The 16,770-nt window shown below is 42.5% G+C and carries 13 protein-coding genes; 3 read left to right on the top strand and 10 right to left on the bottom strand.

The genetic code is table 11. The features are described from left to right. Positions 1–13: 13 nt before the first annotated feature. Positions 14–1,264 carry an ethanolamine utilization protein EutH gene (eutH, locus tag KDJ85_RS10485; RefSeq protein ID WP_206082924.1) on the top strand — a complete coding sequence of 417 codons (1,251 nt, stop codon included), beginning with the start codon at positions 14–16 and terminating at the stop codon, positions 1,262–1,264. Positions 1,265–1,605: 341 nt separating this feature from the next. On the opposite strand, the gene KDJ85_RS10480 is transcribed toward eutH, so the two are convergent. From KDJ85_RS10480 to apt, 9 genes are all read right to left on the bottom strand, one after another. Next, positions 1,606–2,919 carry an inosine/guanosine kinase gene (locus tag KDJ85_RS10480; RefSeq protein WP_225819625.1) on the bottom strand — a complete coding sequence of 438 codons (1,314 nt, stop codon included), beginning with the start codon at positions 2,917–2,919 and terminating at the stop codon, positions 1,606–1,608. A 108-nt stretch (positions 2,920–3,027) separates the two neighbouring features. Beyond that, entirely contained in the window at positions 3,028–4,146 is a 1,119-nt protein-coding gene (wzz(fepE), locus tag KDJ85_RS10475) for an LPS O-antigen length regulator Wzz(fepE) (protein ID WP_225819624.1), read from the bottom strand. Positions 4,147–4,265: 119 nt separating this feature from the next. Next, positions 4,266–5,234, bottom strand: a complete 969-nt coding sequence (hemH, locus tag KDJ85_RS10470) for a ferrochelatase (RefSeq protein WP_225819623.1) — start codon at positions 5,232–5,234, stop codon at positions 4,266–4,268. 182 nt (positions 5,235–5,416) lie between these two features. Beyond that, positions 5,417–6,061, bottom strand: coding sequence for an adenylate kinase (gene adk, locus KDJ85_RS10465; RefSeq protein WP_206082928.1), 645 nt, complete (start codon positions 6,059–6,061; stop codon positions 5,417–5,419). Between the two features lie 192 nt (positions 6,062–6,253). Next, positions 6,254–8,128 carry a molecular chaperone HtpG gene (gene htpG / locus KDJ85_RS10460; protein ID WP_225819622.1) on the bottom strand — a complete coding sequence of 625 codons (1,875 nt, stop codon included), beginning with the start codon at positions 8,126–8,128 and terminating at the stop codon, positions 6,254–6,256. A 688-nt stretch (positions 8,129–8,816) separates the two neighbouring features. After that, complete coding sequence (recR, locus tag KDJ85_RS10455; protein ID WP_206082930.1) at positions 8,817–9,416, bottom strand: recombination mediator RecR; 600 nt, start codon at positions 9,414–9,416, stop codon at positions 8,817–8,819. After that, positions 9,416–9,745 carry a YbaB/EbfC family nucleoid-associated protein gene (locus tag KDJ85_RS10450; RefSeq protein WP_004260403.1) on the bottom strand — a complete coding sequence of 110 codons (330 nt, stop codon included), beginning with the start codon at positions 9,743–9,745 and terminating at the stop codon, positions 9,416–9,418. Before KDJ85_RS10450 ends, recR begins: the two co-directional genes overlap by 1 nt. 47 nt (positions 9,746–9,792) lie before the next feature. Then, complete coding sequence (gene dnaX, locus KDJ85_RS10445; RefSeq protein WP_225819621.1) at positions 9,793–11,715, bottom strand: DNA polymerase III subunit gamma/tau; 1,923 nt, start codon at positions 11,713–11,715, stop codon at positions 9,793–9,795. Between the two features lie 112 nt (positions 11,716–11,827). Beyond that, the gene (gene apt / locus KDJ85_RS10440; RefSeq protein ID WP_206082932.1) at positions 11,828–12,379 is read right to left on the bottom strand and encodes an adenine phosphoribosyltransferase; all 552 of its coding nucleotides are present in this window, start codon (positions 12,377–12,379) and stop codon (positions 11,828–11,830) included. A 142-nt stretch (positions 12,380–12,521) separates the two neighbouring features. Between apt and priC the strand changes: the two genes are divergently transcribed. Together priC and KDJ85_RS10430 are read left to right on the top strand one after the other, a co-directional pair. Then, complete coding sequence (gene priC, locus KDJ85_RS10435) at positions 12,522–13,070, top strand: primosomal replication protein PriC (protein ID WP_225819620.1); 549 nt, start codon at positions 12,522–12,524, stop codon at positions 13,068–13,070. 29 nt (positions 13,071–13,099) lie between these two features. Beyond that, positions 13,100–13,279, top strand: a complete 180-nt coding sequence (locus KDJ85_RS10430; RefSeq protein WP_225819619.1) for a DUF2496 domain-containing protein — start codon at positions 13,100–13,102, stop codon at positions 13,277–13,279. Here the strand turns inward: KDJ85_RS10430 and mscK are convergent, their stop codons facing one another. Further along, positions 13,280–16,678, bottom strand: coding sequence for a mechanosensitive channel MscK (gene mscK, locus KDJ85_RS10425; protein ID WP_225819618.1), 3,399 nt, complete (start codon positions 16,676–16,678; stop codon positions 13,280–13,282). Positions 16,679–16,770 lie beyond the last annotated feature (92 nt).

Raw genomic sequence — 16,770 nt, 5'->3', positions numbered from 1 at the left:
AGGAAACCCTACCATGGCTGAATTCGGAAATTACATTATTTACTTAATCATGTGCGGTGCCATTATTGGTGCTGTTGCCTCTATCGTCAAACCGACCAGTGATCTGGGCAAAGAGTTTGTTAACGGGATTTTCTCCATTGGCCCTGTATTTCTAGCTCAAGCAGGGATCATGGCTGCCGTACCATTGCTTTCTCAGTTAATTTCTTATGTTTTAGGGCCTATATTCTCTTCTGTGGGCTCCGATGTCTCAATCGCAGCATTGTCGATCATTGCTGTTGATATGGGGGGCTACCAGCTTGCAGATGCGTTAACCACGAACCGTGATATGTGGATCACTGCGATGTTAATCGGCTATACCTCAGGCGCGACGATTGTGTATCTGATCCCTGTTGGCTTAACCATGTTAAATCGCAAAGATCACAAATACCTCGCACTCGGCGCAATGGCAGGGTTAATCTCCATTCCATTTGGTGTACTGGCTTCACTGCTATTAATCACGTTCAATAATATTCCCGTTCGCGATATTATTTCAACCAATTCCCCCGCAGCACATCAACTCACCCTCGATTTTATGACCATGCTGCAATATTTGATGCCACTGTTTGTTTTCTGTTTCTTATTGGCCGCGGGCTTGAAATATCGCCCAATGCTGATGGTTACAGGCTTCTTAATCTTCGGTAAGATTATGGATGCCTTTGTCAAACTGGTTCTGGCTTTCTCGATTGTCGAGCACTTTACTGGCGTATTTACCAAAGTTTTCGGTGCATGGGGCTTCGACCCGCTCTTTGCAGACCAAAATGAGTTGTTCCGTGCCATTGAAATAGCAGGTTATATTGGCATCATGTTGGCAGGGACATTCCCAATTTGTTACCTATTCCAACGTTATTGCAAACCGTTAGTCCGTGCATTAAGCAACCGTTTAAAACTGAGTGATACTGGGTCATTAGGTTTTATCATGGTGATGGCAAACATTATTGCGACTTATCATTTATTCAAAGATATGCGTGCAAGAGATAAAGTTCTGTGTGTTGCATTCGGTGTCTGTGCACAAGCGACTATCGGCGATCACTTAGCCTTCACTGCTAACTTCCAGCCAACTCTCGTTCTGCCAATTTTATTAGGAAAACTGGTTGGAGGCTTCTTAGCGGTATTTATCGCCATTAAAATCTCTGTTCCCCAAGCATTACGTTATGAAGAGGAAGACCAAAAAGCAGTGGATGCCGTTAAAGGTGATGCTGAGTTAGCAGTTGCCAAACAAAGTTAAATATAATTAATATTAAACAGTATAATAACTGCATTCGAAATATTGAAATTCAATATTATTGAATGCAGTTTTTTATTATTCGTCATCACCAATGACATTACTTATGCCAAATTTTAACGGTTAACATCGGTATATTTATCTCAGTTCTTCATTGCCAGTATTAACTATTAACTATTAACTAACTTATAAATTAAAATTTACTCTTTCATTAACGTATTAATTAAATACCTATAATGGGGTATATAAAAACACGTTAATATCCTTATTGATATTAATGCTTTTTTATATTAAATATATTAAACATATTCAAATTGAACAAATTATAACCCAATGATTAATATTTATCGCTCCCAATAAGACTCTTCTAAACTGTCTTCTTTTTCAGGAAGCCCGCGTGTTAACCGTGGTGAATGTTGTGTTAATACTTGATAACTCACTCGATTTGCATATTTACAAACCTGAGCCAATGACGAATAGGTTAAATATTGACGCTCATGCTTACTGGAATTAGGCACATTTGAACGGTGGTAAGAATTCGCTGTAATATCATGCAGTAATGCAGATAAAGCCCCATCTCCAGCACCATTCGTATTCATAATTTTCTCAGGCCCCCCCATATAGGGTTCAATATGCGAAAATATACGCAGTGGCACTTTGCAATCTTGCTGGCGCATTGCACGGCTAAATTCATATAAATTGAATTCTGCAATCGCACCAGGCAACAATGGGTGCTGAGTCGTCCGTTTGTAGCTCTCTTCTGTATATCCTGCCATATATAGCCCTGATGGGCCCGCCGTGCAGAGCACCAAATCAACCCAGTCTAGGGCCATATTAGAGGCTAATAATGGGTCACTCAGACCCGTTAGCTCTTGCGCTTCATCTTCATTCATCGCAACGACCGAAATATGCTCAGCAAGGAAGTCACGCCAAAATTGCGGATCTTGAGCAATCACAAATTTAGTTCCCAACGTGAGCACCACAGGAACATTGTGTTTTTTCGCATAGGCTATCGCCTGCATTGTGGCATCAGGCATTGTTTCGCCTGGTTTGCAACGCACCAAATACGCCGTTAGAACTAATGCAGACGCCCCAGCGATAATCTCTTCAGGAATACTCATTGGATGCAGGCGATTCATATGCCCAGGGCTAATGGCAAATGTCCGCTCACCATTTTCGGTAATTAATGTGAAACAACGTCCAATTGGCCCATCCACGCCTTGCAGATAGTTCAGATCCATACGGCTTGAGGTGTGGCACAGGTAGCGATAAGCATAACTTCCTATTTGGATATTATTACACATCGTCCCTAATAATACCGACCTGTCATCTGCTAACACTGAGTAGTTATGCAGCGTGTTACCGATGGTACCGCCCGCAAATTCATGCGTAATCAACCCATTGTCAGTCAACTCTTTATACAATGCCTCAGCAGCATCATCTTCAATAACCAATGAATGCCCTTTACTGAGCTGATAACGTTGAATAAAATCATCATCTACTTTCGCTTCAATATCGACGAGAGTTTGATCTATCCCCACAATATAGGATTTACAATTTTCATCATCAGCCAATGTCTCTTTTAATGGCTGTAAAAGTGGATCTCTGAGGCTAACAGGGAAATAATGTTTTGACTTGCGTTGACCGGGGAATTTCATAAGTAAGAAGATTAACAATGGAACATCGCGCTATTCTAGCACGATAAAATAAAGCCAGCACCTTCAAAGAAAGTACTGGCCTCATTGTTTGTCTTTTGTAAGGTTAGCTTACTGATTTTGCAATTTATAATCGCGATAAAGCTCACGGCTTAATACAAATGCACAACTTAAAATTAAGCCTAAAATGGCGCTTAACGCCACAATCAATGCTGATTTAGGTGATTCTTTATTCAATGGCAAATCAGGTTGTAAGATAAAAGTAACTGGCGTAAAAGCCAATTCCTTACTCTTCAATTCAGTGATTTCATTGATATAAATCTGGCGATTTTGCAAATTTTCACTCATCAAGGCTAAATCACGGTTTTGTGTCTCAATCAGTAATTTCTTTTCTAACGCCTCAGCCCCCAACGCAATAGGGTAGTCTGGATCGTCATTAATTGCTTGAGAATCACTGGCTATAGGCTTTTCAATCCCTGCTGCTTTAGCAATATCCACTGCACGTTTTAACCTTTCAACTTTAACGTCATATTCAGTTTGAATTTTGCTCACTTCACGCTTAAGTGATTCGGTAGCAAAGATAAGTTGCTGTGAGATCGTATTATCAATTTCATTTTTAATCTGACTTCTCACTTTAGATGCGCTATAGCGGATATAGCCATCCAATAAATCTTGTGCCTCTGTTGGCTGTGATGCCGTAAATTTTAAGATAATATCGTTAGAGGTACTGTTTTTCTCTTTAGATTGGTCTTGAATTTGAATATCGTTATTGATGATTTGATTCACTAAACGTTCCTGTGCCACCACATCATCTTTAGGAGCAACATTTTGTGCAAGTTTATGATAATACTGGGTACTTCTAACATAGTCGCTTTGATTAACTTTAGAACGATATTGGTCAACAAAGGCATTAAAAATACGTTGCGAGGTTAAATCGATAGGTATTTCAAGTACATCCAGCTGAGCTTTTAGTGCATTAACTTCTTTCATGCTTTCGGAGGTCGGCGGAATGACAATGGCTGTGCTGTTCCACTTTTGAGGTAAAAGCTTGACAATACCAGCACTCAACGCAATACATAAAGCCGTAAAAATGGTAATCAATAATTTATTTTTTAATAAAACACTCAATAATGCCATGAGATCAATTTCATCATTCTGCTGAATATGAAATTGATGAGCAGAATTTGACTTCTGCTCAATACTTTTTCGTGGTGGCTGCTCATTGCTCATATTAATTCCAAAAGACATAACATTTCTTTAATAGTTTTTAATTTAAGATAAGTTATTATAGTCTATATTTGAAATTTTGATATATCGATTACTGAACTTTTTAGTATCAATTTAAGCGATCACTGATTTAATTCATCTTGAATAATTAAATTAATCATGCGAATACTATTTAGATTATCATTTAACGCCGATATGTAATTATATTTACTGCCCCCACTACTGATAAAGAATTCTTTATTTTGTTCGCTAATTTCTTCTAATGTTTCCAAACAATCAACGGAGAAGCCAGGGCAAATGACCTGAACAGAGTTTACCCCTTGTGAAGGTAATTCATGCATGGTTTTATCCATGTACGGCATCAACCAAGGTTCACGACCAAAACGTGACTGATAAGTGAGCAACACTTTTTCACTTGGGTAATTCAGCGCCTCTCGAAGCGCCTGAGCCGTTTGTTCACATTCTTGTTGGTAGATATCCCCTGTATCACAATAACGCTGTGGGATACCGTGGAACGACAATACCAGCCTATCAGGTTCACCATGTACTGCAAAGCTCTCTTCAATTGATGCCACTAATGCTTGAATATAAGCAGGGTGAGTTGCATAACTGCGAATAAAACGGACTGACGGAATAGTGCGTCTATCTTGAAAAGCCCTTGTTACCGCGTCATACACCGCCGCTGTCGTTGTACAGGAATATTGTGGATATAACGGTAAAACGACTAAATCATTAACGCCTTGCTCCATTAAACTATCAACAGCACTTTTAATGGAAGGCGAACCATAGCTCATCCCTATTTCTACAGGGGTATTTGGCATCAACTCAGCCAGCTTTTGTTTTTGGCGCAATGAATACACCAATAAAGGTGAGCCATCATCAAGCCAAATTGACTGATAAAGCTTAGCCACTTTAGATGAGCGCAGCGGTAGAATGGCCCCGTGTAAGATGGGTTTCCAAATCAAACGAGGTACATCAATAACGCGCTTATCACTAAGAAACTCGGCTAAATAACGTCTAACAGCTGAAGTTGTTGGGGCATCAGGGGTTCCTAAATTCGCTAACAGAATGCCGGTTTTTTTTTCTGACATGAAACAGCTCCTAATTGATAATCATTCCCAACTTTATCACAGTTAAATAACGATTTTTGTCACCAAGTGGTATAAAAAAGAAAGGCAGCGATATTCGCTGCCTTCATATAATACATTCATACTCTAAATAATTCGAATTGCAGTTATCAATACTGTAATTTAGCGCATGATACGTATAAATATTAACCTAAAATTTTTGCTAACTCTGCGCTAACTTCTGCGACTTTACGAGTACCATCTAATTTAAAATATTTGGTGTTACCCGCTTTCGCTTCGTTTTGGTAATAAGCAATCAATGGCGCAGTGAGTGCATGGTATTCAACCAGACGCTTACGAACCGTATCTTCTTGGTCATCTTTACGGATAGTCAGCTCTTCACCTGTCACATCATCTTTACCTTCCACTTTTGGTGGATTGAAGTTGACGTGGTAAACACGGCCTGATGGTGCATGAACACGGCGACCAATAATACGCTCAACAATGATCTCGTCTGGCACGTCGAACTCAAGTACGTTATCAACGGTAATGCCCGCTTCTTTCATCGCATCCGCTTGTGGAATTGTGCGAGGGAACCCATCCAACAAGAAGCCGTTACGGCAGTCATCTTGTTTGATGCGCTCATTAACCAGTGCGATAACAAGTTCATCAGTCACTAATTTGCCGTTGTCCATCAGCTCTTTAGCTTGTAAACCTAACTCGCTCCCTGATTTAACAGCTGCACGTAACATGTCACCTGTTGAAATTTGTGGGATCCCAAACTTCTCCATAATAAATTGAGCTTGAGTGCCCTTACCAGCGCCCGGAGCGCCCAGCAGAATGATACGCATTGCGTAAACCCCTTGCTATTTAGTTTTTTATAATTTGAAAAGAAAACACGCTACCATACCATTAGCATGGCGCTTTACTCAAGAACACACGTAAACGTTTTCGCATTTATCTTTTTTCGCAAAAGAAAAAAACCACGCTAAAGCACAAGCAAAAGCGCGGTTTATGTTCAGAAACGAAAATACAATGTCACATTACTTTAGAAGTAATTCATTGATTTTTCGTATAAATAGATTTGGATCTTCTAACGTACCGCGTTCTGCCAATAAGGCTTGATCCAGCAGGACATCTACCCAGTCAGCAAAAACAGACTCATCTGAGACTTCAGACGCTTTTTTCACCAGTGGGTGCGCAGGGTTTAGCTCAAAGTTATATTTCACCTCTGGTGCTGCTTGCCCCGCCGCCGCAAATAATTTTGCCATTTGCGTACTCATTTCATCCGCGTTGGTGGTAACAATCGCTGGGGTGTCGGTTAAGCGGTGCGTTAATTTCACCTCTTTAACACGCTCACCTAAGAAGGTTTTCACGCGCTCAACAAACGGCTCAAGCTGCTTGTCTGCTTCTTCTTGTTCTGCCTTGTTTTCATCGGCAAGTTTATCCAATGATTCATCTGCTTTACTGACTGATTGGAACTGTTTACCGTCAAACTCAGACAAGTAGTTCATCATCCATTCGTCAATACGGTCGGATAACAGCAGAACTTCGATACCTTTTTTGCGGAATAATTCCAGGTGTGGGCTACCTTTCGCTGCTGCGTAGCTGTCTGCGGTGATGTAATAAATTTTGTCCTGACCTTCCACCATACGGCTAACATACTCTTCCAACGACACGTTTTGTTCGCTGCTATCAGTATGTGTAGTAGCAAAACGCAGAAGTTTTGCGATTATTTCGCTGTTCGCCATATCTTCAGCAGGGCCTTCTTTCATCACGAGACCAAATTGCTGCCAGAAGGTTTGGTATTTTTCTGTATCTGATTTTGCCAGTTTTTCGAGCATTTGCAGAACGCGTTTCGTTAATGCACTGCGTAAACTGCGAGTCAGCGCGCTATCTTGTAAAATTTCACGCGATACGTTCAGTGGCAAATCATTGGAATCCAAGACACCGCGGACAAAACGCAGATAATTAGGCATAAACTGCTCTGCATCATCCATAATGAATACACGCTGAACGTACAGTTTTAAGCCATGTTGTTGATCACGATTCCACAAGTCAAACGGCGCTTGAGAAGGCACATACAGCAAACTGGTATACTCTTGTTTACCTTCAACGCGGTTGTGTGTCCACGTTAGTGGATCAGCATAGTCGTGGGAAATATGTTTATAGAATTCAACATATTCCTCGTCTGATATTTCAGATTTGCTACGTGTCCATAGGGCTTTTGCTTGGTTGATTTTTTCCCAAGTGACCGTGCCGTCTTCTTCGTTTTTATCTTCGATTTCAACAGGCAAGGCAATATGGTCTGAATATTTGCTGATAACGGAACGTAGACGCCAGTTATCGAGGAATTCTTTTTCGTCATCGCGTAGATGTAAGGTGATTTCAGTCCCGCGCTCCGCTTTGTCGATATCCGCGATAGTGTATTCACCCTCACCCGCGGATTCCCAGAAAACGCCTTCATCAGTTGGCGCACCCGCAGCACGGCTGCGTACCGTGACTTTATCTGCCACAATAAACGCCGAGTAGAAACCCACACCAAACTGGCCAATCATTTGGCTGTCTTTGGCTTGGTCGCTACCGAGAGTTTCTAGGAAGGCTTTTGTGCCCGATTTTGCGATTGTCCCAAGGTTATCAATCACCTCGTCACGGCTCATCCCGATACCGTTATCGCTGATAGTTAGCGTGCCTTTATCTTTATCGGTACTGATGCGTACACGTAATTCACCCTCATTTTCATACAGCTCTGGCTTAGATAGCGCACGAAAACGCAGTTTATCTGCCGCATCAGATGCGTTAGAGATAAGCTCACGCAGGAAAATTTCTTTATTAGAATAAAGAGAGTGGATCATTAATTGGAGGAGTTGTTTAACTTCTGATTGGAAACCACGCGTTTCCTGTCCTTTCATACTCATTAATCGCCTCTATTTCATCAATCTAATTGGATAGGTTTGACTTACCGATGCAAATTAGTTGGGGGCGAAAAACAGAAATTCAAGCGATAAAGACAAAAAATTTTATCGAATAAAAAACTAAAACCAATGATTAGAAAGGAAATAATAACAACATAAATTATTTTGAAGGAAACCAAGAAGGAGATCTTTTAGCACCACCCAGCATACCCTCTAAATAACTTGTGCTGTAGCTAGGCGTCAAATGCGTTAATCCCTAGGAGCATATATGAGTATGTGACCCGAGTCGCCGAGTGCAGACTCCTACAGCTTACCCTCTCCAGTTATATCCTCTAAATAGTTCAAACTGTAGGTAGGCGTCAAATGCGTTAATCCCTAGGAGCATATATGAGTGTGTGACCCCAGTCGCCAAGTGCAGACCCCTACAGCTTACCCTCTCCAGTTATATCCTCTAAATAGTTCAAACTGTAGGTAGGCGGCAAATGAGGAGATCTCGGGGAGCATATATGAGTGTGTGACCCCAGTCGCCGAAAGCCCCCCCCTACAGCTTACCCTCTCCAGTTATATCCTCTAAATAGTTCAAACTGTAGGTAGGCGGCAAATGAGGAGATCTCGGGGAGCATACATGAGTATGTGACCCGAGTCGCCGAGTGCAGCCAACACCCCTACAGATTGAAATATGACGAGGATATCAAAGTTTAAGGCGGCCGGAGAGCGAATGGGACAAAGTCGTACTATCGACAAGCTCCAACTCCCCCCCCACAGGAACCCCGTGGGCGATACGGCTCGCCGTCACCCCATATTGCGCGCACATTTGCCCAATATAATTTGCCGTTGCTTCGCCTTCCACCGTTGGGTTCGTGGCTAAAATCACCTCGACGATTGATTCGGCGGCTAAGCGCTCTTCGAGCCGATCCAAGCCGATATCCATCGGGCCAATGCCATCTAGCGGTGATAGATGCCCCATCAGAACAAAATAACGTCCTGAAAATTGCCCCGTTTGCTCAATAGCGTAGATATCCGCAGGGCTTTCCACCACACAGATCAAGCCATTTTGTTGGCGGCGGGGATTATCGCAAATATTGCAGACATCTTGTTCAGTAAATGTTCTGCAATCACGGCAATGACCAATTTCAGACATCGCTCGTGTTAACGACTGCGCTAAGCGCATCCCACCACTACGGTCACGCTGTAGTAGCTGGAAAGCCATTCGCTGCGCTGACTTTGGCCCAACACCAGGGAGGCAGCGCAGAGCTTCCATTAATGACTCAAGAAGCGGACTAGTTTGCATTAGAATGGCATCTTAAAGCCTGGTGGTAATTGCATCCCACTGGAAACGCTCGCCATTTTTTCTTTTTGAGTCTCTTCAATGCGACGTGCTGCATCATTAAATGCCGCAGCAATTAAATCTTCTAGCATTTCTTTGTCATCTTCGAGCAGACTAGGGTCAATTTCTACGCGACGACAATTGTGTGAGCCATTGATAGTGACTTTAACCAGCCCCGCGCCAGATTCGCCTGTAGCTTCTAGTTGAGCGATTTCTTCCTGAACCTTTTGCATTTTGTCTTGCATTTGCTGGGCCTGTTTCATCAGGTTACCCAATCCACCTTTACCGAACATAGTTTTCTCTCACAACTGAGGCTACAGCTAAATATAAGACTGTAGCGTTAAACGGGGCGAATACTCTCTTCGTCCAACTGCGCATCAAACATTGAGCGCAGTTTTTGAATCGTCTTATCCGCAATAATAGACTGGCGAGCTTGTGCCAGTTTCTCTTCATAAATCGCCTGTCGCCATTCCAGCGGGGTTTTCACCTCACTATTATCATCGTGAACGATTTTCAGTTCAACAGGACGACCGTACAATTCGCTCAGAGCCTCTTCCAATGCTTTGTGGGCAGAGGGTTTATCTAGATGTTTCTGAGCAGGACGCAAATGCAAAGCAATTTGCGACTCATTTAATTCTTCTATATATGAATTCAAAGCTAATTGTTCAACTAGCTTGGGAATATTTAATTTTGCAATTTGACCTGACCAGCGGTCTCTCTCACGCCCTTCTTCGATAATTTTTACTGCTAATTCAGGGGTTTTCTCATATTCGAGTGCCTCTTTAATCTCCGTTGGCGTGGTGACCGCCTCTTTCGGGTTCATAACGGCTTCGTTTTGAGGCTTCCACTGATACTGCTTTGGTTTTTCTGGTTTTGCAGACCCAGATGCTCTATTTTCAACATTTTGTTGATGTTTGCTGGTCACGGCGGCCAGCCTTTCCAGTGCTGATACCGCCGGCTTTGCCCTTTCAGACATCACCGGTTTAGCCTTTTTTGGGCTCGGGTCCTCACTTTGTAGCGCCTGCCTTGCTTTAAGCAATTGCGCTGTCGGGCTATTTTCAGGCAAATTTTCTGAACGTGGCATCGAAGGTGCAACACGTTGCTGAGTCACTGGCTGGTTCACAACTGCCGCTTGCTGCACGATTCTTGGGGGCGGTTCAATCTCTTCAATCACGCTCTTTGGGTGAAAAGCTAACGCTCGCAATAGCGTCATTTCAACCCCCATACGCCGCTCTGGTGCATAAGGCAGCTCTTTTCTGCCTACCAACAGAGTTTGGTAAAAAAGTTGCAAATCCGCAGGGGAAACCACCCTAGCCACTTGCCGTAAACGCCCCTCTGTTGAAGATGGATCAGTTTCTTGTTCCGCAGGTAGTAGTTGGATCATCGCAATGCGGTGCAGTTGCGATAAAATTTCCACTAATAAGTTTTCCCAATCAGCACCACGACTTGCCGCGTGCTCCACTTGGGTCATAACCGCAATGCTATCGGCTCTAACAAGGGCTTCGATAATGGCTAAAGGCTGCTCATCATCCAACGTTCCTAACATTTGGCTGACTATGTCTGCGGTGACTTTACCTTGCCCCATAGCAATGGCTTGGTCAGTTAAACTTAATGCATCACGCAAACTACCATCCGCAGCACGAGCAATTAATTGGCGTGCACGTTGGTCATGCTTAATATTTTCCGCATTGAGAATAACCTCCAGTTGTTCACTGATTTGCGTGACGTCCAACGCTTTAAGATGGAACTGTAAACAACGCGATAAAATCGTCACTGGCAGTTTTTGTGGATCCGTCGTTGCCAATAAAAACTTGACGTGCTCAGGCGGTTCTTCGAGGGTTTTTAACAGCGCATTGAAGCTGTGCCGTGAAAGCATGTGGACTTCATCGATGAGATACACTTTAAAGCGCCCTCTTGCAGGCGCATATTGCACGTTGTCTAGTAATTCACGCGTATCTTCGACCTTCGTTCGCGAAGCGGCATCAATTTCAATGAGGTCAACAAAACGACCTTGCTCAATTTCAAGACAGTTTGCACATTGACCACAAGGCGTTGCCGTGATCCCTGTTTCGCAATTAAGCCCTTTAGCAAAAAGACGTGCGATCGTGGTTTTCCCAACACCGCGAGTCCCCGAGAAAAGATAGGCGTGATGAAGCCGCTGGTGCTCCAGCCCATTAGCAAGTGCAGTCAAGACATGTTGTTGGCCAACAACGTCTGAAAATTTTTGAGGTCGCCACTTACGGGCAAGTACCTGATAGCTCATGGATCCCACAGTAATTTAATAATGGTGTGTGAATAAAGGTAATCATAGTACATGCTACCACAGCCTCAACCTCTGCGGCGAGACTGTGATAAAAATAGAGGGAAAATAAAGATTAATGACCAGGGAATTCAACCAAGCTGTATGAAGAAACGCCTTCTTTTTGTAAGCGTTCAACGCCACCTAAGTCAGGTAGGCTAATGATAAATGCAGCCTCAACGACATTTGCGCCAAGTTGTTTGATCATTTTAACGGTCGCTTCAACCGTTCCACCTGTTGCCAGCAGATCGTCAACCACCAGAACGTTATCTTCTGGACGAATGCTGTCTTTGTGGATCTCAAGGGTATCAGTGCCGTATTCAAGATCATAAGTCATACTTAATACTTCGCGCGGTAATTTTCCTTTTTTACGAACAGGAACGAAACCCACGCCTAAACGTAATGCGACTGGCGCGCCGAATAGAAAACCACGCGCTTCAGTTCCTACAATCTTAGTGACGCCTTTATTTTGATAATGCTCAACTAACATATCAATCGTTGCTTGGTATGCAGCAGGGTTATTTAACAAAGTCGTAATGTCACGGAAGATCACACCTTCGATTGGATAATCTTGAATGGATGCGATACTTTCTTTAATCAATTGCAGTTGTTGCTCTTTAGCGGTCATAATAAAAGCCATGTAGTAAACACGAAAGTGTAGAATCTATGTAAAGTACCATAAAAATGCAATAAGCAGCCGTCTATTTGCAGTGAGTTTTGTTGCTGAATATCAATTTTACGCGATTTTTCACATTTAATGGGAACAAAAAATGAAAATACAAGCTCTGTTGGATGCGTTAAAAAAGCAAATTGACGAGTTAGAAACCCGTGTCGCTCCCATTAAAGATAACGAGTTTTCCCACTCACGTTTTGATATGCAACTGTTTAGCCATAAATCGACACGCTTAGGGGACTGCCAAAAAGAGTTAAATAACCTTTATCAGCAGTTGTGTAACAGTGTCACACTGAACCATACCGAACAAGTGAATTTTCTCACCGAAAAAATTGTGCATCAAATGCAGGCTATTTCCCGCGAAATTTCAACGCAACCGTTGCGCGAAAAAGAATCATCCTTTACCAAGAAAAAGGAACAGGTTGATTTATATGAACGTTTATCACAACATCAGGATTATGAGCGCCGCTTACAAGCGATGGTCAGTGAAAAAGAGCTACAACTATCAGGGCTAACAGACCACCGTTTACAGCACCAATGCCAAAAAGAGCTCGCAACATTAGCAGGCCGTTTGTACCGTTGCCGCCAAGCCCTTTTACGTATTGAAAAGGCCATAGAGCACCAAGAAAATCAGTATTTTGAATAATACAACACACCGCAATATAAGGAATACGAATGGACTCACTCAAAGACGCCCCCCGCGAAATACAGCTTGCCGTTGATTTGATTTACTTGTTAGAAACGTCAGAGATTGAAACCGATATTGTTCTTAAAGCCCTTGATATTGTTAAAAATGATTATATTTCAAAACAACAAAAGCAAACGGCAGAAACCGCCTGCTTTGAAGAGCTTTAATTATTTCCCGCTATCTTCGCCATTTTCTTTCGAGGAACGTTGCACTTCCTGCACTTCCTCTCCTTTATTATTGTGCAAATGAACTTCTAGCTGGTTAAAGGCGATATCAATGTCATTTTCCCTGCACAGTTTATCAATCGCACGATTTACTTCATCACTGGTCGCGCTGCGATCACCAATCTGGCGTACATAAAAACGTAGTTCATGGTCTAATGTACTCGCACCAAAGGTGGTGAAATAGACGCTCGGTGCGGGCTCTGTCATTACTTTGGCATTACTGGTGGCCGCCGAAAGCAATACACGCTTCACTTTGTCCAGATCCGATCCGTACGCTACGCCCAGTGAAATGGTGATCCTTGTAACGGTATCCGATAACGACCAGTTGATCAGCCGCTCCGTCACAAAAGCTTTATTTGGGATGATCACTTCTTTGCGATCGAAATCAACAATCGTTGTCGCACGAATACGGATTTTACTCACCGTCCCCGAATATGTCCCAATGGTTACCGTATCACCAATACGGATCGGCCTTTCGAATAAGAGGATGATCCCCGAAACAAAGTTCGCAAAAATTTCTTGTAAACCAAACCCTAATCCAACGGTTAAAGCCGCTGCTAGCCATTGTAATTTGTTCCATGTCACGCCAATCATGCCCAGAGATGCAATCGCACCGATCCCCACGATGATATAAGTCAGTATAGTGGTGATGGCATAAGTTGACCCTTGTCTCAATTTTAAGCGTGATAAAACAAGGACTTCTAATAGCCCAGGTAAGTTGCGGGTCATCACCCACGCAACAATTATAATCACTACCGCTAAAATGAGATTGGCGAGTGTCACGGACTGAAGAATATTCGTCCCTTCAGGGGAAACATCGGTATAGCGCCACAATTCTACGCTATCAAAAAACGAAAAAATGGTAATAAAATCAGACCAAATACCGTAAAACGCCAACGCAAAAATGATAAACAACACCATGGTTGTTAAACGCAAAGATTGCTGGCTAATCAGTTCAATAGTCATTGGCGGTTCTTTGATTGGCTCATTTTCCGTATCTTCTTGCGGCTCCTGTCTTTCTAACCGTAATGCTTCACGGCGCTCAACTGCACGTTGATAAGCCAGCTTGCGTGCCACCAGCGTCAAGCCCCTTAAACAGGCGTTATAAGTGATGTACCAGAGCAACAATAAATACAAGCTATCAAGCCAACGGTTTGCCAAACGTAGCGTGGTGTAATAGTAACCCGCCATCATCAGCCCCACTAAAATAAGTGGGGAAAACGTCAATAATGTGATGACTATCGTCCGCGTTAAATGGCTGCCTTTCTCTTGCCAGACTTGTTTGCAAAATGGCACGGTAAAAATACACAACAGCAGTAGCGAAACTAAAACAATCAATTGGCCAATTACATCTTCTGACACTTTGAGTGGGTTGATCACGCCATAAGTTGAAAAGAAGATTAATGGGATCAGCGGGATAGATAACCGTGACATACGGCGACGAGTACGTAAGATAGTGCCTTGGTCTATTCCAAAATGCTTCTGTGCAATGCCTTGTGGCTTCAAGATGCGGAATGTCAGCTCAAACAACGCCCAAAAAATGGCGAGTTGTTGGCAAAACTGCCAAAAGAACGGCCCTTGGACATTCCCTGTTTTTAAGAACCAATAACCTACTGCCAATAATAATAAAGAGATAGGCAGGGTTTGCATAAATGTTAGTAAGAGCGCAATTGGCGTACTCAAAACGCTGTCATTACGTAGGCTAGATAACCGTTGGTCAATCTCTTGTAAACGCTGGTTAATTTTGCGGTGAAACCAAATAAAAATCACCGCAATCAAGACTAGAGGGATCACTACTAACAGTGAGTTTGTTATCCCGCGTTGAATACTCCGAGACGATAAACTGAAATCAAAACTGCTAATTTGAGCTGCCGCAGCTTCTGGGAAGGTTTTAATCCACTCCAAATCCATCGGTTTATTGCTGTTCACCCAAAATATTTGCTGAGCTAATGTGTTTTCAAGGGAACTCACCACACTCAATAATTGGTTTTGGTCAAGCTGCAAGTTAATTGCTTGGGAAATTTGCCCGCCCAGTTGCTGGTTAAGCTCATCTAATAGACCACGTCTGACATCTAAAAGCTTTGTCAGTGCTGCCTTATCATCTATTGATAGCAATGATCCGCTGCTCTGTTCTTCACCTGTTTTGACGGCCAGTTGGCTCTCTAAACCAGAGATGTAGTCATTAGGTTGATATAACGCATCACGCTGCTGATTAATATCAAACTGTTCAAGACGTAAATCCGCAATCGTCACAGGCAAGTTTTTGGTTAAAATATCTGGCGGTAAATCGATTTGCTGTTGGAATAAGATACGAGATAGCAATAAGCTCCCGCGTAAAACGTTAATTTGCTCTTTCAAATTACGTTCTGACTGCGTTGCCCTTTCTAACCACGCTTTAACACGGATACCATTTTGTACCAGCTTATTGCTTTCCTCTGTCACTTGGATCAATCGGTCGCTAAGCGCATTATTAATGGCGATTTCTTTTTGAATAACCGGGTTTTGCTGTGCTTCAATATCCGCTTCAGAGGTATTTAAAGCTTCACGCACAGTCGATTGGGAATCAACTAAACGGCGATTACTGATAGCCGCTTGTAGCTGTTGAACATGATCCTCAAGCTGCACAATATACGCAGCGGTATAATCACGTTGCTTTTGCAGAACATCTTGCAATTGCGTGTTAGTTTGCAAAATACGTTTTTGGTATTCATTTTGTTGCTGCAAGAGATACTGCTCGACTTGCAGCATATCAACCTGAGAAGGCCGCAAGTTCACTGAGTCATTGAGTGTGCTGTTTAATTCATTACGAATTTCTTGTAATCGCCGCGCATTATCTAACATCAACGCCTGCGCACGTTCTGGCTGGGTTTGTAAACCGATGAGTTGGCTGTTATAGGTTGCTAGGTCGTTTTGTTCAGACTGTAAGTTTTCTAAGTAGGTCGATTGTAGAGTTTCTAATTGGGAAAGTGAGCTACTTTTTATCTTTTCAGCAAATTGGGAGGCTTGTTGTTCGCTTTCATTTCTAACTTGTTGCAAACCTTGAATAGCAATTCTTGATTCTTCACTTGTTCGATTGAGTTTTTTTTGCAGTTCTTCTGTTCGTTGCTCAAGTTTATCCAATTCATTATAAAAATCAGATGTTTTTTCTAAGTCCCCACGCACCAATTTTTCTTCTTCACTTAAGCTACTTTTTTTACTTAATGCGGCGAGAGAATTTTTAATATCATTTTTGCTGGGCAGGTTATTTGGGGTTAAAGCAAAAGAAGAGTAAGAAAAAAACATCATTGCGAGTAACAACACAGCGCTAATGAAATACCGCTCTATTCTTTGTTGTTTTATCATTATAATAATGTTCTTATAACCACGCATATTCTTTCTTTTGCTCAGTATGTTATTCAGAAAAGCAAAGTGCCAGTAACACCCTACCAGCACAT

Origin of the sequence: Providencia vermicola (assembly GCF_020381325.1) — a bacterium.
Lineage (GTDB): Bacteria > Pseudomonadota > Gammaproteobacteria > Enterobacterales > Enterobacteriaceae > Providencia > Providencia vermicola.
The sequence above is the reverse complement of the archived record's forward strand: the minus strand, read 5'-3'. Positions and strand labels throughout refer to the sequence as shown.